This window comes from Ruegeria arenilitoris (assembly GCF_013031355.1).
GTDB classification, from domain to species: domain Bacteria; phylum Pseudomonadota; class Alphaproteobacteria; order Rhodobacterales; family Rhodobacteraceae; genus Ruegeria; species Ruegeria arenilitoris_C.
Map to the genome: position 1 here is coordinate 110,606 of NZ_WPZO01000006.1, position 26,833 is coordinate 137,438.

Here is a 26,833-nt window from a genome sequence, read left to right on the forward strand (position 1 = left end):
GTGAAAATGCAGTAAAATCCTGCCAGTCCTGTTGTGGCATGGTGCCCGGTCAGGTGCGTGCCCGGATCAAGCGATGGAAGGTGTTGGCATGATGCGAATTTTGCGTTTGGGTTTTGTCCTATTGGCCGGGTTTGCCCTGGCCGCCTGCGGTGCCGATGGCGAACCGATCCAGCCAACGGCAAGCCTGGGTGTCGGCGTTGGCTCCAGTGGCACCCATGTCGGTGGCGGTGTTGGGTTCCGACGCGGCGGTCTGGGCGTCTATCTGGGCGTGTGATACTTTTGCAATCAGACTGCCACGCCCCTATCTGCATGGTATGACCGGCCTTGCGCCACCCCCTAAGCATAAGACGATACTATGAAATTTTTCGGCCTGATCCTGTCCCTCGCCGTGCTTGCGGCCTGCGACCCTTCGTACAAACCTCGCCCTGAACCCGAGGCGCATTCGGGCGGGTCTGGCATCTCGGTCTCGGGCTACGCGCGGGTTGGTGTGTCGACAACCAAGTGACGGAACGCTTAGGGCCGTGCAGAATCCATTGATCCGGCGGGCGGTTTTGGTCTAAGCGCGCAGTCATGGATCACTTTCTCTACCGCGACGGCGCGCTTTTCGCCGAGGATGTCCCAATCTCCGAAATCGCAGCCGCGGTCGGAACTCCCTTCTATGTCTATTCGACGGCGACCCTGTTGCGGCATTTCCAGCTGTTCGATGACGCGCTTGAGGGCACTGATCACCTTGTCTGCTACGCGATGAAGGCCGCCAGCAATCAGGCGATCCTGAAAACCTTGGCGCAGGCAGGCGCGGGGATGGATGTGGTCTCGGGCGGGGAGTATCTGCGCGCCAAGGCTGCGGGTGTTCCGGGCGACAAGATCGTGTTTTCGGGCGTGGGTAAAACGGCGGACGAAATCCGCACCGCGCTGACCGGAGGCATCCGCCAGTTCAACGTAGAATCCGAGCCCGAGATGGAAGTGATCAACGCCGTTGCGTTGGAACTGGGTGTTGTCGCGCCGATTACCGTGCGGGTGAACCCGGACGTCGACGCCAAGACCCACGCCAAGATCGCCACCGGCAAGTCCGAGAACAAGTTCGGCATCCCGATCGCCCGCGCGTCCGAGGTTTATGCCCACGCCGCCACCCTGTCGGGGTTGGAGGTGATCGGCATCGACGTCCATATCGGCTCGCAACTGACCGAGTTGGAGCCGTTCGAGCTGGCTTATACCAAGGTCGCCGAGTTGACCGAGCAACTGCGCGCCGAGGGCCACAAAATTCGCCGTCTCGATCTGGGCGGTGGCTTGGGCATTCCCTATACCCGTGCCAATGACGCACCGCCGCTGCCGGTGGAATATGGCGCTCTGATCAAGAAAACGCTGGGCCATCTGGGTTGTGAGATCGAGATTGAGCCAGGCCGCCTGATTGCGGGCAATGCCGGTCTGATGGTCAGCAAGGTGATCTATGTGAAATCTGGCGAGGACCGCGATTTCCTGATCCTTGACGGGGCCATGAACGACCTGATCCGTCCCGCGATGTACGAGGCGCATCATGATATCGTCGCTGTTCAGGAACCCGAGGCGGGCGTTGAGCAACAGCCCTATGATATCGTCGGCCCGGTCTGTGAAACCGGCGATACCTTTGCCAAGCAGCGCAACATGCCACCGCTTGTCGCTGGTGATCTGGTGGCCTTCCGAAGCGCCGGCGCCTATGGTGCGGTGATGGCCAGCGAATACAACACCCGGCCCCTGATCCCCGAGGTTCTGGTGCATGGGGATCAATTTGCCGTAATTCGTGAACGGCCAAGCTTTGACGAAATCATAAACCGCGATACCATACCTACGTGGCTTTGACGCGATAACCGCGCGGGCCTGTTCAGGAGGCCCGCCTTGACCGCAAGACCGACCCTGCCGATCCCAAGACTGTCTCTGTGGCTGACGCACGCAGGGATGCTGGCCGAGCAGGTTTTGCGCGCGTTTTGGCCGTTTTTCACGATTTCCATGGCGATTCTGGCGGCTTTGATGCTTGGGCTGCAGGATCTTGTGGGTGTGGAAATCGTTTGGATTGTCGGCGCATTGGCCCTGTTGGGGCTGCTTGCGGCGCTGGTTCTGGGCGGACGGCGATTCCATGTGCCGTCACGAACCGAGGCGCTGATGCGGCTGGATGCCTCTCTGCCAGGGCGTCCGATTCAAGCGTTGATGGATGATCAGGCCATTGGTGCGATGGATGCGGATTCGGTTGCCCTTTGGCGTGCGCACCAGACCCGTATGGCGCAGCGTGCGGCGCAGGCCGAACCGGTCAAACCTGATTTGCGGCTGGCCGACCGCGATCCTTACGCTCTGCGCTATTCCGCCCTGCTGGCGCTGGTGATCGCGGGGCTGTTCGGGTCGTTCTGGCGCATCGGATCAGTGGCCGAAATGGCCCCGGGCGCAGCCATCGCAGGCCAAGGGCCCAGCTGGGAGGGTTGGGTCGAACCACCGCGCTATACCGGCTTGCCAACGCTTTATCTTGCGGACCAGACCGACCCAACGCTGTCGATCCCTCAGGGCAGCCGCATCACTCTTCGTTTCTATGGAGAGGTTGGCGCCCATAGCTTGACGGAAACTTCCACGCCGTTGGGAACGGAGGGCGCGACCGAACCGGAGCAGGAATTTGTTGTTGAACAGTCAGGTCGGCTCAGGATCGCGGGTCCGTCCGGGCGTGACTGGGCGCTGGATGTGGTTCAGGATACCGCGCCCAGCATCAGTGTCGCGGATGTGGCCGAGGCCGAGGCGGGTGGGCAGATGAAGCTGCCCTTTGCGGCCAGTGACGACTATGGCGTGGTATCCGGCGGCGCCACGATCAGGCTGGACCTCGATGCGGTGGAACGCCGCTATGGTCTGACCGTTGCCCCCGAGGCGCGCGAGGCAATCGAGGTGGAACTGCCCATGCCGATCACCGGTGATCGGGCCGATTTCACCGAGGATCTGATCGAGGATTTCTCGCAGCACCCCTGGGCGCATCTGCCGGTGACAATCACCCTGACCGCACGCGATGCGGCGGATCAGGAAAGTCAGTCCGAACCCTACATGACCAAGCTGCCCGCGCGGCGGTTTTTTGATCCGTTGGCCGCTGCGGTAATCGAACAGCGCCGCGATCTTCTGTGGTCGCGGGACAACGCGCCGCGGGTTGCTCAGTTGCTGCGCGCGGTGTCGCATTTGCCCGAAGGGTTCTTCCGCTCGGACACTGCCTATCTGCACCTGCGCGTCACCCTGCGGCGGCTGGAGGCGTTTACCAAATACGACCTGAAGCCCAAGCAGCAGGAAGAGATCGCACAGGCCCTGTGGGATCTGGCGGTCATCATCGAAGAAGGCACGCTGGCCGATGCGCTGGAACGGATGCGCCGGGCGCAGGAACGTTTGTCCGAGGCGATGAAGAACGGCGCATCGGACGAGGAAATCGCCGAGTTGATGCAGGAACTGCGCGAGGCGACGCAGGACTATTTACGCCAACTGCAGCGCCTGGCGCAGGAAAACGGCGAGTTTGACGAGAACCAGCAAGGTCAGAACGGTGAAACCTTGCAGATGACGCAGGACGACCTGCAGCGGATGATGGACCGCATTCAGGAGTTGATGGAACAGGGCCGCATGGCCGAGGCGCAGCAGGCGCTGGAAGAGTTCCAACAGATGATGGAGAACATGCGCGTCACCCAAGGTCAGGGTCAGGGCCAGCAATCCGAAGGCCAGCAAGCCATGGAGGGGCTGGCAGAAACTCTGCGCGAACAGCAAGGTCTTAGCGATCAGGCCTTCCGCGATCTGCAAGAACAGTTCAACCCGGGCGCACAGGCTGGCGAGAGCGAAGGCAATGAAGGTCGCAGCGGTGGTCTGGGCCGGGGTCAGAGCCACGAGGGTCAAGGTGGTCGGGGGCAAGGGTCCGATCAGGCTGAAGGCAACCAGCAGGGGCAGGGATCGCTGGCCGACCGCCAGCAAGCCCTGCGCGATGAACTGGGCCGTCAGCAGCAAAGCCTGCCCGGCGTGGGAACGCCCGAAGGTGAGGCCGCGCGCGATGCGCTGGGCCGCGCAGGTCGCGCCATGGACGAGGCCGAAGAAGCCCTGCGCAGCGACGATCTGGCCGAGGCCATTGATCGCCAATCCGAGGCGATGGAAGCACTGCGCGAAGGGATGCGGTCACTGGGCGAGGCTTTGGCCCAGAACCAGCAGAACCAGCCCGGCCAAGGTACGCAGGACGGGGACATGCAGGCCAACAACCGTGATCCGCTGGGTCGCAATCCGGGCACCAACGGGTCGATCTCGACCGATGACAACATGCTGCAAGGCGAAGACGTCTATCGCCGCGCCCGTGAATTGCTGGACGAAATCCGCCGGCGGACCGGCGAGACGGATCGTCCTCAGATCGAGTTGGAGTACCTCAAGCGACTGCTGGAGCGGTTCTAGCGCCGCCCCGCAACCGGGTCAGTTCTGCGCTGTGCCCGAGGTTTGCGCCTCGAGCCAGAGCCGCGCCTGATCAACCATCGTCACATAGGGCTTAAGGATAGGTTCGGCCTGCGGAACGGCCTGGCTGATTTCCTGAGCGTTGCTGTAGACTAGCATCAGCACAATTCCGATAACCAGGATCAGGGCAAAACCGCGCATGAACCCACCGGATTTGCGCGGCGCGTTATCCTCTGCCGCGGTGACATCGCTGCGCAGGCTGGAATTGATCGCCTCGACATCCGGCAGCGCGTCCTTCTGGCCCGCATCTTCTGCGATCTCGGTGGCTGTCAGGTCTTTGATGGCACGTTCCGTGTCGGGTTCGGGCGGGGTTTCCAGCGCCAGATCGGGTTGGGTCTCAAGGCTGCCGCCTTCCTGAGCGCGCAGATCGGCCTCGCGGGCGGCCTCTTCCTTGAGGATGTTGGCAACCGCCGGGTCGATATTTCCGGCCGCCGCAGGTTTTTCTTGTTTCACGGCGGCTGCAGGTTCGGGCGTGGGCGTTGGTTTAGGAGGTGGAGCAGGTTTCTTGTCTACTTTCACCTCGGTAACACGCGCAAACGCTGCCTCAGCAGCCTCCGCGGGCTTGGGCTCTGCCTCGGCAGGCGTGTCCTCAACAACAGGCTCGGCCGCCGCAGGGGCAGGCTGATCCGCGTACTTGGCCTGAAACCAGGTATTCTCGCAATTCGAACACTGCACGTCGCGGCCTTCTTCGGGAATGACCTCGTCTGGCACCTCGTACTGGGCGCTGCAATTCGGACATGTAAGACGCATGCTGCCTCCTGGTCGGGCCTCGGACCCGATAGTAGTTTTTTCAGCGATGATATTCCGTTAAAAACTGACCGCAAAGGGTGTTTTCGGTATCGCAGCATAAATGTCACTAATTCAACCCGGTGCAGGCATTGAAACCACCACCGCGCTCGGGCAAGAAGGGCGGCAACTAAGACGGGGGCCCCTGTGATCGAGCTGGAAAATGTCAGCTACACCTATGGTGGTGGTGAATTGCTGAGCAACGTGTCCCTGCAGTTGCAACCGGGATCGTTTCACTTTTTGACCGGCCCATCGGGTGCAGGTAAGACCACGTTGCTTAAGCTGTGTTATGGCGCGTTGTTGCCCACTTCCGGGCGGCTGAACGCGTTTGAACAGGATGTCGCCGGGCTGGACCGCGACCACATGGCCCTGCTGCGTCGCCGGATCGGAGTCGTGCATCAGGATTGCCGATTTCTGGATCACATGACCGTGTCCGAAAACGTCGCCCTGCCGTTGATGGTATCCGGGCAGGCCGAGACTGCGAAGCGAGAGGATTTGAGCGAGCTGCTGTCTTGGGTGGGTCTGGGCGCGCGCCTGGATGCCCACCCGCCGGAATTGTCGGGTGGCGAACGTCAACGTGCTGCCCTCGCCCGTGCAGTGATCCTGTCGCCCGATGTGGTGTTGGCGGATGAACCCACCGGCAATGTGGACTGGGAGATGTCGCAACGCCTGCTGCGCCTGCTGGTCGAGTTGAACAAGATGGGCAAGACCGTTCTGATCGCCACCCATGACCTGAGCCTGATCCGCGCCGCCAAAAGCCAGGTGCAGGCGCGTGTGCTGCGGATCTCGCAACGTCAGGTGCAGCTTGCGGGGGCGGATCTATGAGCAAGGGTATGATCCGGAACCTGTTGCAACGGGATGCGCGCGCCGACCGGGTCGTGCCACCCACCGGTTATACCGCGCATCTGACCCTGTTCGTGTCAGGCGCGATGGCCTTTCTGGCGGTGTTTGCGCTGGCGTTGTCGCTGGCCTCGGGGCGGTTGGCGGATCGCTGGGCGAGTGAACTGGCCGGGGCCGCGACCCTGCGCATCAATGCCCCCGCCGACCAGCTTGCGGCCCAAACTGAGGCCGCCCTGGCTGTGCTTGGCCAGACTCCCGGCGTCGCCTCGGCCCGGGCGCTGACGACCGAGGAGCAAGCCGCGCTGCTGTCGCCTTGGTTCGGCCCCGATCTGCCGCTGGACACGCTGCCCATACCGCAACTGATCGAGATTATCGAAGGTGATCCCGGGCTGGACGCGACTGGCCTGCGCTTGAGGCTAGGGGCCGAGGTGCCGGGCGCGGTTTTGGACGACCACACCCGATGGCGCGAGCCACTGGTGGATGCGGCGATGTCGCTGCGGCGGTTGGGTTGGGTCTCGATCCTGCTGATCGGTGTCGCTACGGCGGCGATGATCACGCTCGCCGCCAATGCCTCGCTCGCCGCCAATGCCCAGATTATCGAGGTGCTGCGCCTCGTCGGTGCCCGCGACAGCTTTATCGCCCGCGCCTTTGTCCGCCGCTTTACCTATCGCGCGTTTTTTGGTGCGGTTGTCGGGGTTTTGTTGGGCATGACTGGGGTGCTGCTGCTGCCCGAAGCCTCGGACGAGGGGGGCTTTCTGACCGGTCTGGGCTTTCAGGGGGCAGGCTGGCTACTGCCCGCGTTGATCCCCGTGCTGGGTGCCGCCGTCGCCTTTCTGGCCACCTGGACCGCTGCCAGCCGCAAATTGAAGGAGCTTTCGTGATGACCACAGCGTTTCAATGGGTTCGTTCGCTGATCTTCATGATCGTAATCTATGCTTGGATGCTAATCCTGGGCATCGTGTTTGCACCTTATGCGCTGCTGACCAAGCGCGGTGCGCTGCAAGCTTGCAAGACCTATGCCCGCACGACCATGTGGCTGGCCCGCTGGATGGTCGGTATCCGCACCGAGGTCCGCGGCACAGTGCCCATGGATGAGGTGGTCGTCGGTGCCAAGCACCAGTCTTTCCTCGATATCATCATGATTTTCGATGCGGTGCCGCATGGCAAGTTCATCATGAAAAGGGAACTGCTCTGGACCCCGGTTATCGGCATGTATGCGCGCCGCCTTGGTTGTATCCCGGTTGATCGCGGTAAAAAGGGTGCGGCTGTGGCCAAGATGGTCAAGGACGTCTCGAAGGAATTCACGGAACCCGGCCAGTTGGTCATCTACCCGCAGGGCACCCGCGTAGCGCCGGGGGTGCATCGTCCCTACAAGGTGGGCACGGCGGTTCTGTATGAAGGCCTCGGGTTTCCCTGCGTTCCGGTGGCGACCAACGCCGGTGTTTTCTGGCCGCGCACGGGCGTTTTGCGCAAACCCGGGCTGGCAATTGTCGATTTCCTCGACCCGATCGAACCGGGCGTTGGCCGCAAGGACTTCCTGCAACGGCTGGAAAACGTGATCGAGACACGCTCTGACGCATTGATGAAAGAAGTGGGGTTTGACCCGGATGGTATTCATTGAAGATATCGAAACGCTCGAAGGGCTGTATGGCACACCCGGAGCGCCCTCTTTGCGCAAGGTGGCGCATAGCCTGACGCCGCTGTATCGCAAATGGATCATGACCTCGCGGCTGTGCATTCTAAGTACGGTCGGTCCTGAAGGCACTGATGGCAGCCCACGCGGGGATGATGGCCCGGTAGTGATGGAGCTTGATGCCGACACACTGGCCCTGCCGGATTGGCGTGGCAACAACCGTCTGGATTCCCTGCGCAATATCGTGCGGGACCCGCGTGTGGCGCTGATGTTTCTGGTGCCCGGGTCCAACAATGTCGTGCGTGTAAACGGAAAGGCGCGGCTGACGGCGGACGCCGACCTGCGCGCCCGGTTCGAGAAGAACGGCAAACAGCCGGCCACCGTTGCGGTCATCGAAATTTCCGAGATCTACACCCAATGCGCCCGCGCGATGATGCGTGCCCGCACCTGGAGCGCGGGCGACGAAAGTGCCGACCTCCCCACCATGGGCGAAATACTTGCCGAGGCGAGCGCCGGCGAAGAAGGCGGCGCGCGTTACGATTCCGATTGGGGGGCACGCGCCGCAAAGACCATGTGGTAAATCAGGCCGGCTTGGCGTTCATGGCCTGAAACATCGTCATGAACTCGTCCACATTGATCCCCAGCCCGCGCGCCAGTTTCTGAGCGAAAAGGGCCTCATCATCATCCATATTGCCGTCTGCGGCTGCGATCATCAGCGTGGCCTGCAGCACCATGCGTTTCTGATCCGAGGTCAATCCGGTGCCAAAAGCGGCGAACTGTGCCTCGGTCGGCTTGGCCTCGGCCATGTCGAACATGCGGCGGATGCGGGCCTCGTCAAAAGTCTCGCCGGTCATCTGCTTGGCAATATCGGCCATCAATGCAATCTCGGACGGGTCCAGCGTTCCATCCGCCTTTGCGGCGTGGCACATCGCATCCATCGCCCGCAAGGCCGCCGGATGTACATCGCCCATCTGTGCATGCCTCTGCGCCGTGCGCTTGGCTTGGCGAGCGGATTTCACTACAGCTACTAGCAAGAACACCGCAATGGCACCCAAACCCCAATACCCCGAGATCATGTCGGCGATTGACATCGAGGGTTGATCCGGCAGGTCCGCAGGGTAAGTCCCCACCACTTTGCCCATCGCCAGCTGCTCGGCATTGATCGAGTAGTAGCTGTCGCTGTCACAGTTGTTCGGGGCCATGACATAGCCGATCGAACTGCGCCACACGCCCGCGAACATGATGTGAGTCTTTTTGGTCAAATGGCACAGCGCCAGCGGTTGACCGGAATTGTCCGTGACATCGGTCGGCGTAACAAGGCTCATCTGTTCGGCTGTGCCCCAGACGCCACCGGCACGGCCCGCTTGCGCGTCCTGACCTGAGAACATGGTGAATAACAACGCTACAGCGCAGAGAAGGGCGAACCGCATATCAACCTCAAAAAATGTTACGTTTCAACCGTCTGTGCCGGTTCAGGTCCGGCAATCACGGTTGATTGATCAACTTATACGGTAACAAAACTAAGGCGATGCAACGGCAGAAAAAAGGCGGGCTGCTGGGCCCGCCTTTCTGGTTTCCTTTTGCAGCTGGATCAGCTGTGGATCGGACCGTCGCCGCAGGCCAGCGCAGCCTCGCGCACCGCTTCCGAATAGGTCGGGTGGGCGTGGCAGGTCAGAGCCAGATCCTCGGCCGAGGCACCGAATTCCATTGCGACGCAGACCTCGTGGATCAGGTCACCGGCTGCCGGGCCGATGATGTGGCAACCCAGAATGCGGTCGGTCTCCTTGTCGGCCAAAATCTTGACGAAACCGTCGGCGGCAAAGTTAGCCTTGGCGCGGCCATTGCCCATGAACATGAACTTGCCGACCTTGTAATCGCGGCCCGCGGCCTTGAGCGTTTCTTCGGTTTCGCCGACATTCGCCACTTCGGGCCATGTATAGATCACGCCCGGAATGACGCCATAGTTCACGTGGCCATGCTTGCCCGCGACCTGCTCGGCGGCGGCCATGCCTTCGTCCTCGGCCTTGTGCGCCAGCATCGGGCCTTCGGTGACGTCGCCAATGGCATAGATGCCCGGCACGTTGGTCTGCCAGTCGGCGCCAACCTTGATCTGACCGCGCGGGGTCATCTCAACGCCCAAGGCTTCAAGCCCCAGCCCGTCCGAGAACGGCTTGCGGCCGGTGGCGACCAGAACGGTGTCGGCGTCGATCACGTGCTCGCTGTCATCCTTGCGCAGTTTGTACGTGACCTTGGCCTTGGTCTTGGTGGCCTCAGTCTTTTGCACCGCCGCGCCCATGACGAATTTCAGGCCCTGTTTCTTGAGGATGCGCTGGAAGGTCTTCTGCACCTCGGGGTCCATGCCCGGAGTGATCACGTCGAGGAATTCGATCACGGTGACCTCGGCCCCCAGTCGCTGATAGACCGAGCCCAGTTCCAGGCCGATCACACCTGCGCCGATGACCACCATCTTTTTCGGGATCTTGCCCAGTGACAGCGCACCGGTCGAGGTCACGACGACCTTTTCGTCCACTTCAACACCCGGCAGCGAGGCCGGCTCGGACCCCGACGCGATGATGATGTTCTTGGCCGAGTGGACCTCATCACCCACCTTCACCTGACCGGCAGCGGGGATCGAGCCCCAACCCTTGAGCCAGTCGATCTTGTTCTTCTTGAACAGGAACTCGATGCCCTTGGTGTTGCCCTCGATGGTTTCTTCCTTGTAGGCCTGCATCTGTTTCCAGTCGACCGAGGGGCTTTTGCCCTTCAGACCCATCTTGGCAAAGTTGTGCTCGGCCTCATGCAGCTGATGGCTGGCGTGCAGCAGTGCTTTGGACGGGATACAGCCCACGTTCAGACAGGTGCCGCCCAAGGTTTCACGCCCTTCGACAACGGCGGTTTTCAGGCCCAGCTGGGCGCAGCGGATGGCGCAGACATAGCCGCCGGGGCCGGCGCCGATTACGATGACGTCATAGTTTGCCATTATACTCTCCTAAATCGACCGGATGGACCGGTGGCTGCATGATCCAGTGTGACCGGATCATGCGATGCTTTCTTCAAACCGGTTCCAGCAGCTTGATCGTGATATGCGCAATGCCGCCCCGTTCGTGGTGCATCGCCAGCTCTTCCGAGCCGAAAAACGCCCGCGCCTTGTCCAGGTTCGTAACCTCGAACATGGCGATGGCATGGTCACGCTGGTCCGGGTCGCGCCAGACGTGCAGGTCGCGGATGCCCGCGGCCTTGCGCATCGGTTTGTCCTCGCGGAACACTTTCAGCCAGGCATCGAAATCGGCCACATCGGCCTGCCACAATACATGCGTTGCCATGATTACAGATCCATCAGTAGGCGGCGCGGATCTTCCAGCGCCTCTTTTACACGTACAAGGAATGTCACGGCGCCTTTGCCGTCAACGATCCGGTGGTCATAGGACAGCGCCAGATACATCATCGGACGGATCACAACCTGACCGTTGATCGCCATCGGACGGTCCTGAATCTTGTGCATCCCCAGAATACCCGACTGCGGGGGGTTCAGGATCGGCGACGACATCAGCGAGCCGTAAACACCACCGTTCGAGATGGTGAAGGTGCCGCCCTGCATTTCGGCCATGGACAGCTTGCCTTCGCGCGCGCGCTTGCCCTTCTCGGCAATGGCTTTCTCGATCGCTGCGAAGGACATGCTGTCGGCATCGCGGATGACCGGAACAACTAGGCCGGTGGGCGTACCGGCGGCAACGCCCATGTGGACGAAGTTCTTGTAGACGATGTCGGTGCCGTCGATCTCGGCGTTCACTTCGGGCACTTCCTTCAGCGCGTGGCAGCAGGCCTTGGTGAAGAAGGACATAAAGCCCAGACGCACACCGTGCTTCTTCTCGAACTGGTCCTTGTACTGGTTGCGCAGGGCCATCACCTCGGTCATGTCCACCTCGTTATAGGTGGTCAGCATCGCAGCGGTGTTCTGGCTGTCTTTCAGGCGCTTGGCGATGGTCTGGCGCAGCCGGGTCATCTTGACCCGTTCCTCACGCGCCGAATCCGCGGCGGCGACTGGCGCGCGCGGTGCAGGCGCGGGGGCTGGAGCGGCAGCAGGAGCCGGAGCGGCAGCGGTTGCCACTGCTCGGGCCACGTCCTCTTTCATGATGCGGCCATCGCGACCGGTGCCGGTGACCTGATCGGCGGACAGACCGGCCTCGGCCATCGCTTTTTCGGCCGACGGCGCATTGGCTACGTCTTTGCCTGTGGCTACTGCTGCCGGGGCGGCTGCGGCCGGAGCTGCGGCAGGGGCGGCAACAGCGCCCGCGCCGGAGATTACGGCCAGTTTAGCCGAGGCATTCACCGTGGCCCCTTCCGGAGCCACGATTTCCGCCAGAACGCCAGCGGCTGGGGCAGGAACCTCGACCGAGACCTTGTCGGTTTCCAGCTCACACAGCATTTCGTCCTGCGCGACGGCATCGCCAACCTGTTTGAACCAGGTTGAAACGGTGGCTTCGGTGACCGACTCGCCCAGGGTGGGCACCATCACATCGACGCTGCCTGCGCCTGCGGCCGGGGCGGCCTCGGCTGCGGGGGCAGCAGCGGCAGGGGCGGGGGCGGCACCTTCGCCAGCGGCGATGGTTGCCAGCAGGGCATCGACGCCAACGGTTTCACCTTCTCCGGCAACGATCTCGCCCATCACGCCCGCTGCGGGCGAGGGAACTTCGACGGTCACTTTGTCGGTTTCAAGCTCACAGAGCATCTCGTCCACGGCCACGGCATCACCGGGTTTCTTGAACCAGGTCGCAACCGTGGCTTCGGTAACAGATTCGCCAAGCGTGGGAACACGAACTTCAATGGTCATCGTTTACTTTCCTTCGATGCTCAGCGCTTCGTTCACGAGCGCCTCTTGTTGGGCTTTGTGTTGGCTGGCCAGACCCGTGGCGGGCGAGGCCGAAGTGGCGCGACCGACATAGAGCGGCCGTGTGTGTTTGGCACCGATGCGGGTCAGCACCCATTCGATATTGGGTTCGATAAAGGTCCAGGCGCCCTGGTTCTTGGGCTCTTCCTGACACCAGACCATTTCGGCCCCCTTGAAACGCTCAAGCTCATTGATCAGCGAGTGGGCGGGGAAGGGGTAGAACTGCTCGATCCGCATCAGGTAGACATCGTCGATCCCACGGGCGTCGCGTTCTTCCAGCAGGTCATAGTAGACCTTGCCGGAACACATCACGACCCGTTTGATTTTGTCGTCCTTGACCAGCTTGGTCTCCGAATTGCCCTGTTGCGCATCGTCCCACAGCACCCGGTGGAAGCTGGAACCGGTGGTGAACTCATCGGCCGTGCTGACTGCCAGCTTGTGGCGCAGCAGCGATTTCGGGGTCACCAGGATCAGCGGCTTGCGGAAGGTGCGGTGCAGCTGACGGCGCAGGATGTGGAAATAGTTCGCAGGCGTCGTACAGTTCGCCACGATCCAGTTGTCCTGACCGCACATCTGCAGGAACCGCTCCAGACGCGCCGAGGAGTGCTCGGGGCCTTGGCCTTCGAAACCGTGCGGCAGCAGGGTCACCAGACCGGACATCCGCAGCCATTTGCTTTCGCCCGAGCTGATGAACTGGTCGAACATGATCTGTGCACCGTTGGCGAAGTCGCCAAACTGCGCCTCCCACAGGGTCAGCGCGTTCGGTTCGGCCAGCGAATAGCCGTATTCGAAACCTAGAACCGCGTATTCCGACAGCATCGAGTCGATCACTTCGTATTTCGACTGGCCTGCACGGATGTTGTTCAGCGGGTAGTACCGCTCTTCGCTTTCCTGGTGGACAAAGCCCGAGTGACGCTGGCTGAACGTGCCGCGCGTCGCGTCTTGACCGGACAGACGCACCGGGAACCCTTCGGTCAGCAGCGAGCCAAAGGCCAGCGCTTCACCGGTGGCCCAGTCAAAGCCCTTGCCGCTGTCGAACATCTGTTTCTTGTGGTCCAGCAGGCGGCCCACGGTCTTGTGCAGGGCGATATCCTCAGGCGCGTGCGTCAGCGCGTTGCCGATCTCGGCCATGGTTTTCGGCGTGATCGCGGTTTCGCCGCGCACGTATTCCTCTTTGTTCTTGTCCAGATGCGACCAACGCCCGTCCAGCCAGTCGGCCTTGTTGGGCTTGTAGTCTTTGCCGGCCTCGAACTCATCGTTCAGATGCGCCTGGAAGGCAGCTTTCATGTCCTCGATCTCGCCCTCCGGGATCAGGCCGTCTTTGACCAGACGTTCTGTGTACAGCGACAGCGTGGTCTTATGCGTCTTGATCTTCTTGTACATGATCGGGTTGGTGAACATGGGCTCGTCACCCTCGTTGTGACCAAACCGGCGATAGCAGAAGATGTCGATGACCACGTCCTTGTGGAACTTCTGACGGAACTCGGTCGCAACCTTGGCGGCGTGAACCACGGCCTCGGGGTCGTCACCATTCACGTGGAAGATCGGCGCCTCGACCATCAGCGCAATATCGGTGGGATATGGGCTGGAGCGCGAGAAGTGCGGCGCGGTGGTAAAGCCGATCTGGTTGTTGACCACGATATGCATGGTGCCGCCGGTCTTGTGACCGCGCAGACCGGACAGGCCAAAGCCTTCGGCCACAACACCCTGACCGGCAAAGGCCGCGTCGCCGTGCAGCAGGATGCCCATCACTGCGGTACGGTCGGTGTCGTTCAACTGATCCTGCTTGGCGCGGACCTTGCCCAGCACCACCGGGTTCACCGCCTCAAGGTGCGAGGGGTTTGCGGTCAGCGACAGGTGCACGCTGTTGCCATCAAACTCACGATCGCTGGAGGCGCCGAGGTGGTATTTCACGTCGCCCGATCCATCCACGTCTTCGGGCTTGAAGCTGCCGCCCTGGAATTCGTTGAAGATCGCGCGATAAGGTTTGCTCATCACGTTGGCGAGGATGTTCAGACGGCCCCGGTGCGGCATCCCGATGACGATGTCCTTGATCCCCAATGCGCCGCCGCGCTTGATGATCTGCTCCATCGCGGGGATCAGCGCCTCACCGCCGTCCAGACCGAACCGCTTGGTGCCCATGTACTTGACGTGCAGGAATTTTTCGAAGCCTTCGGCCTCAACCATCTTGTTCAGGATCGCCTTGCGGCCTTCCTTGGTGAACTGGATTTCCTTGCCGTATCCCTCAATCCGCTCTTTCAGCCACGCGGCCTGTTCGGGATCAGAAATGTGCATGTATTGCAGCGCGAAGGTACCGCAATAGGTCCGTTTCACGATCTCCACGATCTGGCGCATCGAGGCCATCTGCAAGCCCAGAACGTTGTCGATAAAGATCGGCCGGTCCATGTCGGCTTCGGTAAAGCCATAGGTTTTGGGGTCCAACTCGGGGTGCGTGCTGGCGGCGCGCATACCCAGCGGGTCCAGATTGGCGGCCAGATGGCCCCGGATCCGATAAGCCCGGATCAGCATCAGCGCCCGCAGGCTGTCCAGCACCGCACGCTTGACCTGATCTTCGCTGACCTGAACGCCCTTGTCCGCAGCCTTGTCCTTGATCTTCTTGCCCGCCGCTTTGGCGTCGATCTCGGCCCATTCGCCGGTCAGCGCACCGGTCAGATCATCCGCCGGCATCGGCGGCCAGTCGGTCCGCGCCCAGGACGGCCCCTCGGCCTCGCGCTGAACGTCTGGCGTGGCGTCACCCATGGCCTTGAAGAACTCGGCCCAGGCGGCATCCACCGCGCCGGGGTTCTTGGTGTACTGGGCATAAAGCTGCTCCAGATACTCGGCATTGTGCCCCTGCATAAAGCTTGAGGCGTGAAACGCGGAATTGGGCGTATGTTCGGTCATTGGGCTACCTCATATGGGTTGGGACCGTATTGGTTGGTGCCTGGTTGAGACGGGCGGGTCAGCCACCACAGAACCAGGAGGGGCGACACAAACAGGATCAGCAGTGTCGGAAGAACGACCAGCAAAGTGGCGCGAGTGAACAGGATGTCCAGATTGCCACCATGCTGGAAATGCGAAGCAAGGCCGATACCAAAGACCAGAACAGCAAAGGCCCCGACAATCAGCAGGATCGGCAGCAGAGCGTATAGCCCGCTGCGCCCGGTATCATGCATCCGCCGCCATGCGACGGCCAGATGCGGGAAGAACACGATCAGGGTCACAATGCTCTGGACCGGTGCCGAGGACGTGGCGGTGACGGATTTCACCTCATCGCTCTGGCTGACCGAAACCTGCGTGAAGAACTGCGCGTCGATGATCCCAGCGATGAAGCTCCAGATCACGATGAACAGGAAAAAGAACCAATATTCGGGCCGTGAGGCACGACCCGAGAAGGTGAAGAACTTGGAGAAACAGGTTCGGATGGCGTCGGAGAAGGTCATGAATCCCCCGCTTGGTACGTGTAGGAGTATCCGGTTCCAAAACCTGTTACATAGTTAAGCCATTCCAAGTCCTTGACCTCAAGTATGTGTGCATAAGGTGCATGAATGGAAGTGCTGTGAGTGATCTGAGGATATGGCCAATCAAGTTTCGGGTTTCTCGTGCGTTCCGAGATCACCTGCGATGTGCCAGACGGGTTTCTTTTCAATTCCGGTCGGCTAAAGGCGCTTCCGAGCTCACGAGAGGCTTTGCCCTGCCCAAAGATTGCAGTGCAAGAGCTTTTGTATTCCACAAAGTCTGCTTTGAAATGCTGGCCCGCGCCCCCGAAATCAACAAGAATAAGAAGCGCGGAAGTGCCGGAGGAAAAAGCCACGTTGTGAGCTTGATCGTTCAAGGGTGCTTGACCAACTTCAGGGAGGTGGCAATCCATGGCAAACCCTCCGCAGAAGGTTCCGTTTGGATCGTCTGGGTCAATCTCGTCCGACTTGAGAAAAGGCAACCCAATCCAAACGGTTCGGTCGACTACTTTTTCAGCCTCCGCGCCTTTGACTCGCTTCCAACCCAAGCCTTCTGCTCGCTCCACAAGGTCTGTAATGGAGGAGTAGCGAGCCTCGCACATATCAATTGTCGCAATGGCGGACACTTCTTCTGCCGCAATTGGTGCTGCCAAAAGAAAAGAAGCTAGCGCGAGAATTGAAACTCTAGCGAGGCTCATCAACGTTACTTACCCAATCGCTTCCAGCACAGCCTCACCCAGCTGAGCCGGGCTTTCGGCCACAACGATACCGGCCGAGCGCATGGCTTCGATCTTGTCCTCGGCACCGCCTTTGCCGCCGGCGACGATCGCGCCCGCGTGGCCCATTCGGCGGCCCGGAGGAGCCGTGCGGCCGGCAATGAAACCGGCGGTCGGCTTTTTGCGGCCCTTTTTGGCCTCATCCGCCAGGAACTGCGCAGCTTCTTCTTCGGCCGAGCCACCGATTTCACCGATCATGATGATCGACTCGGTTTCGTCATCCGCCAGGAACCACTCCAGCACGTCGATATGCTCGGTGCCTTTGATCGGGTCGCCGCCGATGCCCACGCAGGTGGACTGGCCCAGACCCACATCGGTGGTCTGCTTGACGGCCTCATAGGTCAGGGTGCCCGAACGTGACACAACGCCGACCGAGCCGCGCTTGTGGATGTGGCCGGGCATGATGCCGATCTTGCAGGCATCCGGCGTGATGACGCCGGGGCAGTTCGGGCCGATCAGGCGCGATTTGGAACCTTCCAGCGCGCGCTTCACCTTCATCATGTCCAGAACCGGGATGCCTTCGGTGATGCAGACGATCACTTCCATCTCGGCATCAATCGCTTCGAGGATCGAGTCGGCCGCGAAGGGCGGCGGAACATAGATCACCGAGGCGTTGGCTTCGGTCACATGCTTGGCTTCGTGGACCGAGTTGAACACGGGCAGGCCCAGATGCTCCATCCCGCCTTTGCCGGGGGTCACGCCGCCGACCATCTTGGTGCCATAAGCGATGGCCTGTTCAGAGTGGAATGTGCCCTGCGAGCCGGTAAAGCCCTGACAGATCACTTTGGTGTTTTCGTCGATGAGGACTGCCATCTGGCGTTCTCCTTTGTTAGGCGGGCCTCAGCCTGCCAGAATTCTTCGGAAAGGCGGAACAAGGCCCGCCCCGCGGAATTGGGATTAGCCTTTGACGGCCTTCACGATCTTCTCGGCACCGTCTTTCAGGTTGTCCGCCGCGATCACGTCCAGGCCAGAGGTGTTGATGATCTCTTTGCCCTTCTCGACATTCGTACCTTCCAGACGCACGACCAGCGGAACTTGCAGGCCAACCTCTTTCACCGCGGCGACAACGCCCTCGGCGATGACGTCACAGCGCATGATGCCGCCGAAGATGTTGACCAGAATGCCTTTGACGTTCGGGTCCGAGGTGATGATTTTGAACGCTTCGGTGACTTTCTCTTTGGTCGCTCCGCCACCTACGTCGAGGAAGTTGGCAGGCTCGGCGCCGTACAGCTTGATGATGTCCATGGTAGCCATTGCCAGACCGGCGCCGTTCACCATGCACCCGATCTCACCATCCAGCGCGATGTAGTTCAGGTCGTACTTGGAGGCTTCCAGTTCCTTGGGGTCTTCCTCGGTCGTGTCGCGCAGCTCGGCGATGTCGGGGTGGCGGTAAACCGCGTTGCCGTCAAAGCCCAGCTTGGCGTCCAGCACCTTGAGGTCGCCGCCTTCGGCCACGATCAGCGGGTTGATTTCCAGCATCTCCATGTCCTTCTCGACGAAGGCTTGGTAGAGCTGACCCATCAGCTTGACGCACTGTTTGACCTGCGGGCCTTCCAGACCCAGCGAGAAGGCGATGCGACGGCCGTGATAGGGCTGATAACCGGTGGCCGGGTCGACCGAGAAGGACAGGATTTTCTCGGGCGTGGCTTCGGCCACTTCTTCGATGTCCATGCCGCCTTCGGTCGAGCAGACGAACGAAATGCGGCTGGTCTGGCGGTCTACCAGCAAGGCCAGATACAGTTCACGCTCGATGCCGGAACCGGCCTCGATATAGATGCGGTTGACCTGCTTGCCCGCGGGGCCGGTCTGATGCGTGACCAGCGTGCGGCCCAGCATCTTCTTGGCTTCTTCGGCAGCCTCTTCAACCGACTTGGTCAGACGGACACCGCCCTTTTCACCGGCATCGGCCTCTTTGAAAGAACCCTTGCCGCGGCCACCCGCGTGAATTTGGGCTTTGACAACCCACAGAGGGCCATCCAGTTCACCGGCTGCGGTTTTGGCTTCCTCGGCGCGCAGAACCGCGCGACCTTCGGAGACCGGAGCGCCATAGCTGCGAAGAAGAGCTTTGGCCTGATATTCGTGAATGTTCATCGAAACTGTCCTGTCTGACTACGATTACACCGTTATAGAGATGTCTATGGGGCATTTATAAAGGGTTTTTTTACGCCAGTGCGGTTTTTGGCGAAGATTTTCAACATTTGTGATCACAGGTTTTTTGGGTGTGATCACAAACCCGCAGATCAGTCCCGTCGGCATGACAATCTAGGGTCTGCGCGGTTGCCAGCTTTGCGAATCTTGCAAATTGGCCGGCGTTAGTGGCATTCGAACATGAATTCGGTCTGCGCCCATTCTCGTGCTTTCAAATGCTCAGGTCTGATCCACCACGTCATGATACCAACATCGCCGGGCCACAGCGACCCGAAACTGTCATAGGTCAGCTGCAGAAGCAGCAGTTGATTGAGGCGTTCGTAAACACCGGCTTGAACCATTCTGCCCTGACCAAACATCTGGTGGCGCTCTGGATCGTCGCCCGGGGCGAGTTCGTGATTGTTGATGTGTTCCCGCACGGGTTCTGGCAGAGCCAGCCAGGCCTCATCGCCGCCAGTTACCGCATGTCTCACGGTGTCACGCGCCAGTTTCTCAGCTCCGCCCAGTCCAACGGAATAGAGGCTTCGAGTGTCAGGTGCAAACCTACGGAACTCTTCGTCGAGCCTCTCGGTTGATTGCCAAAGACGTTTACGGTCTTCGTCGTGCAACTCTGCCCAAGCAGGTTGTTCCTGAGACCAAGACCACAAATCCAAGACGAATTTGCGAAACGGCTTATACCCCTTTGTCCAGCGTAACGGCGCATGCTTGATCCAAGCGCGTTGCGCCCGGGATTTCATAGTGTCCGGTATAATCTGCGCCAATAGAGTTTCGCGGCACGCGGAAAGTTCCCGTATGAGATGCCCGGCTAGTATCTTAACACTGGCATGCCAAACAAACCCGGTTTCCCTTAGCGCGGCATCAGGGGCGAGTTTGTGTTCGATCAAGAGGTCCACCAACCGTGGTCTGCAAAACTCAGGGTTGGCAGCTTCCAACTCTAACGGGTCGTTGCCATCGTCGTCGACCTCCTCCTCATAGGGGGCAGAGTGGAATTCTACGGGCCAGCACGGCAGAGTATGGACCACGCACAGCGGATTGTCGTGCTTCAGAAGGCTTCGCCCGTAATATTCCCCAAATGCGTGTGGCGTTCGCGCGGGTGGCTGCCGAAGTGAACCTGCAGTTCCAAGATATACGACACTGCCGTGTTGGTTTTGGACAGTATCGCAGAAAAACAGAAGCAAACCTGTTTGTGGTAGACCTGTATCAGGGCGCAACGCGGTTACAGTTTCCAGATCTATCTGGGCACAGAAGGTAAGGGGTACGCCAGCAGGTGTGCGCGGCCAGGGATGTTCGCCCAGCATTGGCAGACCCCCTATATAGCTGTCCGTTTCGTTCCAGTTCACACAGCCAAGGGGCATCCTTGACACGACGATGGGGTCAATTTTTGGCAAGTCAATTCTCGGTAAGATCGTGGCGAGAATGGTAGGCAACTACGTAGAAACGAAAAGAGCGCCCGAAAGGGCGCTCTGGAAACGTTGCATTTTCAACGCATTGAGCTTTAAGCCAGCGAGCTGTCGATGCCTTTGCACGCTTCGATCAGGCCCTTTACAGCGTTGACCGAGTTGTCGAAACCGGCCTGCTCTTCTTCGTTCAGCTTGATGTCGACGACACGCTCGATGCCGCCCGCGCCGATCACGGTGGGCACGCCGACATACATGCCTTCGACACCCAGTTCGCCATCGCAATAGGCGGCGCAGGGCAGAACGCGCTTCTGGTCTTTCAGATAGGCTTCGGCCATTTCGATTGCCGAAGTGGCAGGCGCATAGAAGGCCGAACCGGTTTTCAGCAGGCCAACAATCTCGGCGCCGCCGTCACGGGTGCGCTGTACGATGGCGTCCAGCTTTTCTTGCGTGGTCCAGCCCATCTCGACCAGATCGGGCAGCGGGATACCGGCAACGGTCGAGTAACGAACCGACGGCACCATGGTGTCGCCGTGGCCGCCCAGAACGAACGCGGTCACGTCGCGCATCGAAACGTTGAACTCTTCCGACAGGAAGTGGGCGAAACGGCCCGAGTCCAGAACGCCTGCCATGCCGCAGACCTTGTTGTGCGGCAGGCCCGAGAACTCACGCAGAGCCCAGACCATCGCGTCCAGCGGGTTGGTGATGCAGATGACGAACGCATCGGGTGCATTGGCGGCGATGCCTTCGCCGACCGACTTCATGACCTTCAGGTTGATGCCCAGCAGGTCGTCGCGGCTCATGCCCGGCTTGCGCGGCACACCTGCGGTCACGATGCAGACGTCGGCGCCAGCGATGTCCTCATAGGACTGGGTGCCTTTCAACTTGGCATCGAAACCTTCCGAGGGACCGGATTCAGCGATGTCCAGCGCCTTGCCTTCCGGGGTGCCTTCGGCGATGTCGAACAGGACAACGTCACCAAGTTCTTTCATTGCTGCGAGGTGGGCGAGCGTGCCGCCGATCTGACCTGCGCCGATCAGCGCGATCTTGGGTCTGGCCATTTGGAAAATCTCCGGTCGGTTTTGAAATCGCGGTTGTGCTAGTCGGTAAATGGCTTTCGCGCAAGGGTTATGCCGCGTGGCATACGACCGCATACCGTTTGTATGGTGCCAGGGTTTGCGCTAAACGGCCTGATAGACAAGCCTATTCACGGGATGCCACATGTTCGAATTGGACCTGATGTTTTTTGCTGTGGCGATCCCTGCGGTGATCTTTGCCGGCATCTCGAAGGGTGGGTTCGGCTCGGGTGTGGCGTTCGCGTCGTCGTCGATTCTGGCGCTAATCCTCACGCCCGGACAGGCGTTGGCGTTGATGCTGCCGATCCTGATGGTGATCGATGTGGCCACCCTTGGCCCATACTGGAAACGCTGGAGCTGGCCGGATTCACGCCTGTTGATCCTGGGCGCTGTGCCGGGTGTTGCGCTGGGCGCGTGGCTGTATCGCGCGACGGATGACGACCTGTTGCGGTTGTTGATCGGAGGGATCTCGGTCGGTTTCGTGATCTGGCATATGGCGCAGAGCAAGGGCCTGATCCGTGGGTTTGCCAACCGCCTGCCATCCCCAGCCGGGCTGTTCGCAGGTCTGGTCGCGGGCTTTACCAGCTTCGTCAGCCACGCGGGCGGTCCGCCTGCCGCCGTGTACCTTTTGTCTCAACGCCTGTCGAAAACCGAGTTTCAGGCGTCCACTGTGCTGGTCTTCTGGGTCATCAATAGCGCAAAGTTCATACCCTACGCCTATCTCGGCCTGTTCACCTGGCACACGGCGCTGGCGGATCTTCTTCTGACCCCCTTCGCCATCCTCGGCGCATGGTTGGGCGTCCGGGCGCATTTCATGCTGTCCGAGCGCCTGTTCTTCGGCATCGCCTATGTGCTGCTGACCATGACCGGCAGCAAACTGATCTGGGATGCGCTGACCTAGACGTTGGGGGGCAGCGCCTCGGCCATCTGCTCAAAGGCCTGTCCCGTGGCGATCAGGCAGGTCATTCCGTCGGGCAGGGTTACAGTGATGGTCCAGCTGCCTGTCTGGTCCGAGGCATAGACCTCCATCACTGCACCCTGCCGGGCAATGCCAATGCCGCGGCGTGTCTCGCCATAGGTCTCGGCCAGCCGTTTCACCACATCCTCGCGCGGGGCGCAGGTGCGGGCCTGTACCTGTTGCGCGGCCAGAACCATGATTCCAAGGCCCATCGTCATTTTGAAAAGCGTCTTTTTCATCTCTCACCCCTTTCGATTCCATCTGCAAACAGGGTGCGGGTGGGGTGCAGAAATCTGGTTAAAACTCCGCGCGTTGCGCCACGTATGCTGCGTTGCGGCAAATTTCCTCTTGAACTTTCCGGCAAAAAATGGCCCATTCCGCGCAACATTCTTTCAAAGGGAGAGGCCAATGGACCCCCGTCAGCGCCCCTATCGTTCCGTTCTCTATATCCCCGGCTCACGTGACCGGGCGCTGGATAAGGCGCGTAGCTTGCCGGTGGATGCGATCATCTTTGACCTCGAAGACGCGGTCTCGGCCGACGAAAAGCCCAATGCGCGTGAAACTCTCAAGGCGGCTCTGGCAGCCGGGGGCTATGGTTCGCGGGTCAAGATCGTTCGCATCAACGGGCTGGATACCGAATGGGGCCGCGCCGATGCCGAAGCGGTGCGCGAGATGGATGCGGATGTGGTGCTGCTGCCCAAGGTAAACTCCGCCGCCGACGTGGACGCGCTCGCGGAAATCACCGGTGACATGCCGATCTGGGCGATGATGGAAACCCCGCGCGGGATGCTGAATGCGGCCGAGATTGCCGCGCACCCGCTGATGGCTGGTTTCGTCATGGGCACCAATGATCTGGCCAAGGAGTTGCAGACCCGCTTCCGCCCGGATCGGTTGCCGATGATGACCTCGCTGGGACTGTGCCTGCTGGCCGCCAAGGCCGAAGGTCTGATCATTGTCGATGGGGTCTATAATGCCTTCAAGGATGGCGAAGGTCTGGCCGCTGAATGTGAACAAGGCCGCGATATGGGCTTTGACGGCAAGACCCTGATCCATCCGGCACAGGTGGATATAACCAATGCAGCCTATGCCCCATCGGATACCGAAATCGACCTGGCCCGCCGCCAGATTGCGGCCTTTGAAGAGGTCGAGTCGCAGGGGCAGGGTGTCGCTGTCGTAGACGGGAAGATTGTTGAAAATCTGCATGTTGTAACTGCCCGTGAAATTCTGGCAAAAGCGGAGGCAATTTCAGCTTTGCAAGCGGGGTAAGCCAGCATGGGCTTTGTTCTTCTGATCCTTGGGGTGGCGCTTTGGTGGGCCGCTCATCTGTTCAAACGTGTGATGCCGGCGCAGCGCGCGGCCATGGGCAATGGTGGCAAAGGCGCGGTGGCGCTGGCGCTGGTTGCGGCAGTGCTGCTGATGATCTTCGGCTATCGCATGACCGATTTCATCCATGTCTGGTCGCCGCCTTCCTTCATGATCCACATCAACAACCTGCTGGTGCTGATCGCCATCTTCATGATGAGCCCCGCTGGTCAGAAGGGCCGCCTGCTGAACAAGATGCGCCACCCGATGCTGGCCGGTTTCCGGGCATGGGCCTTTGCGCATCTGTTGGTGAATGGCGATCTGGCGTCGATCATCCTGTTCGGTGGTCTGTTCCTGTGGGCCATGGTCGAGGTGGTTGTGATCAACCGCGCTGAACCCGAGTGGACCCCGGCTGAACCCGGCACCTATGGCAAGGACGCGATGTTCTTTGTGGCCTCGATCGTGCTGTTCGGGATCATCGGCTACATTCACGGGCTGGTCGGCCCGTCTCCGTTCCCGTCGTAAGGATCTGGCACAATGGCAAAACTCTATCGTCTGTTGACCGAAGAAGACACATCCGCCTTCTGCCACAAGGTGTCGGATGCACTGGCAAAAGGGTGGGAGCTGTATGGCGACCCGTCCTATGCCTATGACGAAAACAGTCGCATGATGCGCTGTGCGCAGGCCGTGACCAAAGAGGTCGAGGCCGACTATTCCCCCGAAATGAAACTGGGACAGCAATAATGGCAAAAACCAATCCGGGCCGCTTTTTCGAGGATTATTCCGTCGGGCAGGTGTTGCATCACGCAGTGCCGCGCACTGTGACCGACGGCGAGCGTGCGTTGTATCATGCGCTCTATCCGGCGCGGCACGCGCTTTATTCTTCGGACGAGTTCGCCCGGAATTGTGGTCTGCCGCAAAGCCCGATCGACGATTTGGCGGCGTTCCACATAGTGTTTGGCAAAACCGTTCCTGATATCTCGCTGAACGCGGTTGCCAATCTGGGTTATGCCGAGGGGCGTTGGCTGAAACCGGTCTATTCCGGTGACACGCTGCGGTCCGAGTCCGAAGTGATCGGGGTCAAACAGAATTCGAACGGCAAGACCGGAGTGGTCTGGGTGCGTACGCGCGGCCTGAACCAGCGCGACGAGGTGGTGATCGAATATGTGCGTTGGGTGATGGTGCGCAAAGCGAATATCGACGCCCCTGCGCCCGAGGCGGTGGTGCCGGACCTGAAACAGGTGCTGGAGTCGGGCGATCTGGTTGTGCCCGAGGGCTTGGATTTCTCGAACTATGATTTTGTTCAATCCGGTGAGACCCATCGTTGGGGCGATTACGTGGTCGGTGAAACCATTGACCACGTTGACGGTGTGACCGTCGAAGAGGCCGAGCATATGCTGGCCACTCGTCTGTGGCAAAACACGGCCAAAGTGCATTTTGACCTGACCTTCCGCCCCGACGGCCGGTTGATCTATGGCGGGCACGTGATTTCGATGGCGCGAGCCCTGTCGTTCAACGGCCTGGCCAATGCGCAGATGATTGTAGGCCTGAACGGCGGTGCACACGCCAACCCGTGCTTTTCAGGCGATACGATCAAGGCCTGGTCCGAGGTTCTGGACAAGGCCGAAACCAGCGTGCCCGGTGTGGGCGCCATCCGTCTGCGACTGGTCGCCACCAAGGGCGGCGCGCCCTTCGAGCTGAAGGGCGAAGATGGTCGGTATAAGCCCGAGGTTCTACTGGACCTGGACTATTGGGCGTTGATGCCGGTCTGACATCACCCCACATTGATTTGATCGCAGCCTGCGACATTCATGCTAGGCTGCGGTCATGGTCCTGATCCGCTCACTTGCTGCTTGCCTTTTTCTGACGCCGCCCGCACTGGCCTGCGATCTTGCGTTGGCCTTGGCGGTGGATGTGTCCGGGTCGGTCGATACAAGCGAATACCGCATTCAGATGGATGGTCTGGCTGCCGGTCTGCGCGATCCTCTTGTGTCCGAGGCGTTGGTGCGCGGGCAGGCGCAGTTGATGCTGGTGCAGTGGACCGGAGCCTCACGCCAGAAGATCACGATACCGTGGACCCGGATCGACAGTTTCGACACGCTCGAACGGTTTGCCGATCAGGTCGCCGCCGACCGCCGGGTCTGGCGCAACTTCTCGACCGCGATCGGTGAGGCGCTTGAAATGACCCTGTCCAGCTTTGACGAAGTATCCGACTGCACGCGGCATCTGATCGACATCTCGGGCGATGGGGTTTCGAACGAAGGGGTTGAGCCGACAGAGGTCCACGGCGTGCTGCGCAACCGGGGTATCACGGTCAATGCCATCGCGATCGAGGAAAGCGAACCCGACCTGACCGCCTATTTCTTTGAGAACGTCATTGTGGGCGAGGGGGCATTCGTTGTCTCGGCCGCCGGTTTTGCGGACTATCCTGAACGGATCCGAAAGAAGCTTTTGCGCGAAGTAACGCAACAATCCGCCGCTTTAAAGTGAGTGCTGCAGATTCGTGATCACAATGATCGCAACCTTGGGACGCTAACATTGATTTAGCTATATAAGTTTTGTGATCACGGTAATATTTTGTGTGATCACAATTTTCCGAAATCTGCGATTTTGTCCCCATTTTACCTGTTTTTGCGCTCGCAGCACGTGACAGATTGGCAAAAACAGGTAAAACGACGGGTAGCCAACGAAAGAGGAGCCGACATGGCCGATGTCAATCGGGGCAACCGCCCGCTCTCGCCACATATTATGATCTATCGCCCCCAGATGACGTCCATGTCTTCGATCATGGTTCGCTTGACCGGGATCGGGGTGTTCGCCGTTGCAATTCTGGTCGTCTGGTGGCTGCTGGCCGCATCGACGTCGGAAAGCGCATTTGCGGGGATCGATGGGTTTCTGCGCAGCTGGTTCGGCGACCTCATCCTGACGGCTGCGACCTGGGGGTTGTGGTATCACACCTTGGGCCGTCTGCGACATGTCATCTGGGACTTCGGCTACTGCCTTGACATCGAAACCGCCGAGAAACTGGGGCTGGGCATGTTCGTTGGTGCGACCGTCCTGACCCTGATCACCGTACTTGTGGTTTAAGGAGACGGCAC

Annotated in this window: 28 protein-coding genes; 15 read left to right on the forward strand and 13 right to left on the reverse strand. The window is 60.3% G+C overall.

The window, feature by feature from the left end:
- Positions 1–88 precede the first annotated feature (88 nt).
- From GOX63_RS15320 to GOX63_RS15335, 4 genes are all read left to right on the forward strand, one after another.
- Positions 89–274, forward strand: a complete 186-nt coding sequence (locus GOX63_RS15320; RefSeq protein ID WP_437436615.1) for an argininosuccinate lyase — start codon at positions 89–91, stop codon at positions 272–274.
- 81 nt (positions 275–355) lie between these two features.
- The gene (locus GOX63_RS15325) at positions 356–505 is read left to right on the forward strand and encodes a hypothetical protein (protein WP_170327198.1); all 150 of its coding nucleotides are present in this window, start codon (positions 356–358) and stop codon (positions 503–505) included.
- A 65-nt stretch (positions 506–570) separates the two neighbouring features.
- Positions 571–1,836 (forward strand): diaminopimelate decarboxylase, encoded by a 1,266-nt coding sequence (lysA, locus tag GOX63_RS15330; RefSeq protein WP_170327197.1) that lies wholly within the window; start codon positions 571–573, stop codon positions 1,834–1,836.
- Positions 1,837–1,872: 36 nt separating this feature from the next.
- Positions 1,873–4,416, forward strand: coding sequence for a TIGR02302 family protein (locus GOX63_RS15335; protein WP_367647210.1), 2,544 nt, complete (start codon positions 1,873–1,875; stop codon positions 4,414–4,416).
- An 18-nt stretch (positions 4,417–4,434) separates the two neighbouring features.
- Here the strand turns inward: GOX63_RS15335 and GOX63_RS15340 are convergent, their stop codons facing one another.
- Entirely contained in the window at positions 4,435–5,223 is a 789-nt protein-coding gene (locus GOX63_RS15340; protein WP_170327196.1) for a zinc-ribbon domain-containing protein, read from the reverse strand.
- Positions 5,224–5,406: 183 nt separating this feature from the next.
- On the opposite strand from GOX63_RS15340, the gene GOX63_RS15345 reads away from it, so the two are divergent.
- The 4 genes from GOX63_RS15345 to GOX63_RS15360 are packed head-to-tail and all read left to right on the forward strand — an operon-like array spanning position 5,407 to position 8,312.
- Positions 5,407–6,084, forward strand: a complete 678-nt coding sequence (locus tag GOX63_RS15345; protein ID WP_170327195.1) for a cell division ATP-binding protein FtsE — start codon at positions 5,407–5,409, stop codon at positions 6,082–6,084.
- Complete coding sequence (locus GOX63_RS15350; protein ID WP_170327194.1) at positions 6,081–6,980, forward strand: cell division protein FtsX; 900 nt, start codon at positions 6,081–6,083, stop codon at positions 6,978–6,980. The genes GOX63_RS15345 and GOX63_RS15350 overlap by 4 nt, the downstream gene beginning before the upstream one ends.
- Positions 6,980–7,720: a lysophospholipid acyltransferase family protein gene (locus GOX63_RS15355; RefSeq protein ID WP_170546304.1), complete on the forward strand. Its 741-nt coding sequence runs from the start codon at positions 6,980–6,982 to the stop codon at positions 7,718–7,720. The genes GOX63_RS15350 and GOX63_RS15355 overlap by 1 nt, the downstream gene beginning before the upstream one ends.
- Positions 7,707–8,312 carry a pyridoxamine 5'-phosphate oxidase family protein gene (locus GOX63_RS15360; protein ID WP_170546410.1) on the forward strand — a complete coding sequence of 202 codons (606 nt, stop codon included), beginning with the start codon at positions 7,707–7,709 and terminating at the stop codon, positions 8,310–8,312. Before GOX63_RS15355 ends, GOX63_RS15360 begins: the two co-directional genes overlap by 14 nt.
- A gap of 1 nt (position 8,313) precedes the next feature.
- On the opposite strand, the gene GOX63_RS15365 is transcribed toward GOX63_RS15360, so the two are convergent.
- From GOX63_RS15365 to mdh, 11 genes are all read right to left on the reverse strand, one after another.
- Positions 8,314–9,162: a TerB family tellurite resistance protein gene (locus GOX63_RS15365; protein WP_170327191.1), complete on the reverse strand. Its 849-nt coding sequence runs from the start codon at positions 9,160–9,162 to the stop codon at positions 8,314–8,316.
- Positions 9,163–9,323: 161 nt separating this feature from the next.
- The gene (lpdA, locus tag GOX63_RS15370) at positions 9,324–10,712 is read right to left on the reverse strand and encodes a dihydrolipoyl dehydrogenase (protein WP_170327190.1); all 1,389 of its coding nucleotides are present in this window, start codon (positions 10,710–10,712) and stop codon (positions 9,324–9,326) included.
- Between the two features lie 73 nt (positions 10,713–10,785).
- Positions 10,786–11,055: a hypothetical protein gene (locus GOX63_RS15375; RefSeq protein WP_170327189.1), complete on the reverse strand. Its 270-nt coding sequence runs from the start codon at positions 11,053–11,055 to the stop codon at positions 10,786–10,788.
- A gap of 2 nt (positions 11,056–11,057) precedes the next feature.
- Positions 11,058–12,563, reverse strand: coding sequence for a 2-oxoglutarate dehydrogenase complex dihydrolipoyllysine-residue succinyltransferase (gene odhB, locus GOX63_RS15380; protein WP_170327188.1), 1,506 nt, complete (start codon positions 12,561–12,563; stop codon positions 11,058–11,060).
- 3 nt (positions 12,564–12,566) lie between these two features.
- Complete coding sequence (locus tag GOX63_RS15385) at positions 12,567–15,524, reverse strand: 2-oxoglutarate dehydrogenase E1 component (RefSeq protein ID WP_170327187.1); 2,958 nt, start codon at positions 15,522–15,524, stop codon at positions 12,567–12,569.
- Positions 15,521–16,063 (reverse strand): DUF805 domain-containing protein, encoded by a 543-nt coding sequence (locus GOX63_RS15390; protein ID WP_170327186.1) that lies wholly within the window; start codon positions 16,061–16,063, stop codon positions 15,521–15,523. Before GOX63_RS15390 ends, GOX63_RS15385 begins: the two co-directional genes overlap by 4 nt.
- Positions 16,060–16,776 (reverse strand): hypothetical protein, encoded by a 717-nt coding sequence (locus tag GOX63_RS15395; protein ID WP_170327185.1) that lies wholly within the window; start codon positions 16,774–16,776, stop codon positions 16,060–16,062. Before GOX63_RS15395 ends, GOX63_RS15390 begins: the two co-directional genes overlap by 4 nt.
- Positions 16,777–16,785: 9 nt before the next feature.
- Entirely contained in the window at positions 16,786–17,667 is an 882-nt protein-coding gene (gene sucD, locus GOX63_RS15400; RefSeq protein ID WP_152456828.1) for a succinate--CoA ligase subunit alpha, read from the reverse strand.
- An 84-nt stretch (positions 17,668–17,751) separates the two neighbouring features.
- On the reverse strand, positions 17,752–18,945 hold the full coding sequence (sucC, locus tag GOX63_RS15405) for an ADP-forming succinate--CoA ligase subunit beta (RefSeq protein ID WP_170327184.1): 1,194 nt from the start codon (positions 18,943–18,945) through the stop codon (positions 17,752–17,754).
- Between the two features lie 221 nt (positions 18,946–19,166).
- Positions 19,167–20,357, reverse strand: coding sequence for a DUF1963 domain-containing protein (locus GOX63_RS15410; RefSeq protein WP_302478374.1), 1,191 nt, complete (start codon positions 20,355–20,357; stop codon positions 19,167–19,169).
- 140 nt (positions 20,358–20,497) lie between these two features.
- Positions 20,498–21,460 carry a malate dehydrogenase gene (gene mdh, locus GOX63_RS15415; RefSeq protein WP_170327182.1) on the reverse strand — a complete coding sequence of 321 codons (963 nt, stop codon included), beginning with the start codon at positions 21,458–21,460 and terminating at the stop codon, positions 20,498–20,500.
- Positions 21,461–21,620: 160 nt separating this feature from the next.
- Here mdh and GOX63_RS15420 point away from each other — a divergent pair, with 160 nt between their 5' ends.
- The gene (locus GOX63_RS15420) at positions 21,621–22,376 is read left to right on the forward strand and encodes a sulfite exporter TauE/SafE family protein (protein ID WP_170327181.1); all 756 of its coding nucleotides are present in this window, start codon (positions 21,621–21,623) and stop codon (positions 22,374–22,376) included.
- On the opposite strand, the gene GOX63_RS15425 is transcribed toward GOX63_RS15420, so the two are convergent.
- Positions 22,373–22,672 carry a hypothetical protein gene (locus GOX63_RS15425; RefSeq protein WP_170327180.1) on the reverse strand — a complete coding sequence of 100 codons (300 nt, stop codon included), beginning with the start codon at positions 22,670–22,672 and terminating at the stop codon, positions 22,373–22,375. The genes GOX63_RS15420 and GOX63_RS15425 overlap by 4 nt on opposite strands.
- Before the next feature lie 169 nt (positions 22,673–22,841).
- Here GOX63_RS15425 and GOX63_RS15430 point away from each other — a divergent pair, with 169 nt between their 5' ends.
- The 6 genes from GOX63_RS15430 to sdhC all read left to right on the forward strand — a co-directional run bounded on the left by GOX63_RS15430 (position 22,842) and on the right by sdhC (position 26,822).
- Entirely contained in the window at positions 22,842–23,699 is an 858-nt protein-coding gene (locus tag GOX63_RS15430) for an HpcH/HpaI aldolase/citrate lyase family protein (protein ID WP_170327179.1), read from the forward strand.
- A gap of 6 nt (positions 23,700–23,705) precedes the next feature.
- A complete protein-coding gene (locus GOX63_RS15435) occupies positions 23,706–24,260 on the forward strand; it encodes an NnrU family protein (protein ID WP_170327178.1) in 555 nt (184 codons plus the stop codon).
- A 12-nt stretch (positions 24,261–24,272) separates the two neighbouring features.
- The gene (locus GOX63_RS15440; RefSeq protein WP_170327177.1) at positions 24,273–24,479 is read left to right on the forward strand and encodes a DUF1737 domain-containing protein; all 207 of its coding nucleotides are present in this window, start codon (positions 24,273–24,275) and stop codon (positions 24,477–24,479) included.
- Positions 24,479–25,507 carry a MaoC family dehydratase gene (locus tag GOX63_RS15445; protein WP_170546309.1) on the forward strand — a complete coding sequence of 343 codons (1,029 nt, stop codon included), beginning with the start codon at positions 24,479–24,481 and terminating at the stop codon, positions 25,505–25,507. The genes GOX63_RS15440 and GOX63_RS15445 overlap by 1 nt, the downstream gene beginning before the upstream one ends.
- 55 nt (positions 25,508–25,562) lie before the next feature.
- Positions 25,563–26,225 carry a DUF1194 domain-containing protein gene (locus GOX63_RS15450; RefSeq protein ID WP_170327175.1) on the forward strand — a complete coding sequence of 221 codons (663 nt, stop codon included), beginning with the start codon at positions 25,563–25,565 and terminating at the stop codon, positions 26,223–26,225.
- A 213-nt stretch (positions 26,226–26,438) separates the two neighbouring features.
- Positions 26,439–26,822, forward strand: a complete 384-nt coding sequence (gene sdhC, locus GOX63_RS15455) for a succinate dehydrogenase, cytochrome b556 subunit (protein ID WP_170327174.1) — start codon at positions 26,439–26,441, stop codon at positions 26,820–26,822.
- The last annotated feature ends 11 nt before the right edge of the window (positions 26,823–26,833 follow it).

Coding starts and splice junctions, on each gene's coding strand:
- GOX63_RS15435 (WP_170327178.1), top strand. CDS start 23,706: ATGGGCTTTGTTCTTCTGATCCTTGGGGTGGCGCTTTGGTGGGCCGCT.
- mdh (WP_170327182.1), bottom strand. CDS start 21,460: ATGGCCAGACCCAAGATCGCGCTGATCGGCGCAGGTCAGATCGGCGGC.
- GOX63_RS15365 (WP_170327191.1), bottom strand. CDS start 9,162: ATGCGGTTCGCCCTTCTCTGCGCTGTAGCGTTGTTATTCACCATGTTC.
- GOX63_RS15325 (WP_170327198.1), top strand. CDS start 356: ATGAAATTTTTCGGCCTGATCCTGTCCCTCGCCGTGCTTGCGGCCTGC.
- GOX63_RS15355 (WP_170546304.1), top strand. CDS start 6,980: ATGACCACAGCGTTTCAATGGGTTCGTTCGCTGATCTTCATGATCGTA.
- lpdA (WP_170327190.1), bottom strand. CDS start 10,712: ATGGCAAACTATGACGTCATCGTAATCGGCGCCGGCCCCGGCGGCTAT.
- GOX63_RS15390 (WP_170327186.1), bottom strand. CDS start 16,063: ATGACCTTCTCCGACGCCATCCGAACCTGTTTCTCCAAGTTCTTCACC.
- sucC (WP_170327184.1), bottom strand. CDS start 18,945: ATGAACATTCACGAATATCAGGCCAAAGCTCTTCTTCGCAGCTATGGC.
- GOX63_RS15320 (WP_437436615.1), top strand. CDS start 89: ATGATGCGAATTTTGCGTTTGGGTTTTGTCCTATTGGCCGGGTTTGCC.
- GOX63_RS15340 (WP_170327196.1), bottom strand. CDS start 5,223: ATGCGTCTTACATGTCCGAATTGCAGCGCCCAGTACGAGGTGCCAGAC.
- lysA (WP_170327197.1), top strand. CDS start 571: ATGGATCACTTTCTCTACCGCGACGGCGCGCTTTTCGCCGAGGATGTC.
- GOX63_RS15425 (WP_170327180.1), bottom strand. CDS start 22,672: ATGAAAAAGACGCTTTTCAAAATGACGATGGGCCTTGGAATCATGGTT.
- sucD (WP_152456828.1), bottom strand. CDS start 17,667: ATGGCAGTCCTCATCGACGAAAACACCAAAGTGATCTGTCAGGGCTTT.
- GOX63_RS15360 (WP_170546410.1), top strand. CDS start 7,707: ATGGTATTCATTGAAGATATCGAAACGCTCGAAGGGCTGTATGGCACA.
- odhB (WP_170327188.1), bottom strand. CDS start 12,563: ATGACCATTGAAGTTCGTGTTCCCACGCTTGGCGAATCTGTTACCGAA.
- GOX63_RS15420 (WP_170327181.1), top strand. CDS start 21,621: ATGTTCGAATTGGACCTGATGTTTTTTGCTGTGGCGATCCCTGCGGTG.
- GOX63_RS15430 (WP_170327179.1), top strand. CDS start 22,842: ATGGACCCCCGTCAGCGCCCCTATCGTTCCGTTCTCTATATCCCCGGC.
- GOX63_RS15445 (WP_170546309.1), top strand. CDS start 24,479: ATGGCAAAAACCAATCCGGGCCGCTTTTTCGAGGATTATTCCGTCGGG.
- GOX63_RS15395 (WP_170327185.1), bottom strand. CDS start 16,776: ATGAGCCTCGCTAGAGTTTCAATTCTCGCGCTAGCTTCTTTTCTTTTG.
- GOX63_RS15350 (WP_170327194.1), top strand. CDS start 6,081: ATGAGCAAGGGTATGATCCGGAACCTGTTGCAACGGGATGCGCGCGCC.
- GOX63_RS15440 (WP_170327177.1), top strand. CDS start 24,273: ATGGCAAAACTCTATCGTCTGTTGACCGAAGAAGACACATCCGCCTTC.
- GOX63_RS15450 (WP_170327175.1), top strand. CDS start 25,563: ATGGTCCTGATCCGCTCACTTGCTGCTTGCCTTTTTCTGACGCCGCCC.
- GOX63_RS15410 (WP_302478374.1), bottom strand. CDS start 20,357: ATGCCCCTTGGCTGTGTGAACTGGAACGAAACGGACAGCTATATAGGG.
- sdhC (WP_170327174.1), top strand. CDS start 26,439: ATGGCCGATGTCAATCGGGGCAACCGCCCGCTCTCGCCACATATTATG.
- GOX63_RS15385 (WP_170327187.1), bottom strand. CDS start 15,524: ATGACCGAACATACGCCCAATTCCGCGTTTCACGCCTCAAGCTTTATG.
- GOX63_RS15375 (WP_170327189.1), bottom strand. CDS start 11,055: ATGGCAACGCATGTATTGTGGCAGGCCGATGTGGCCGATTTCGATGCC.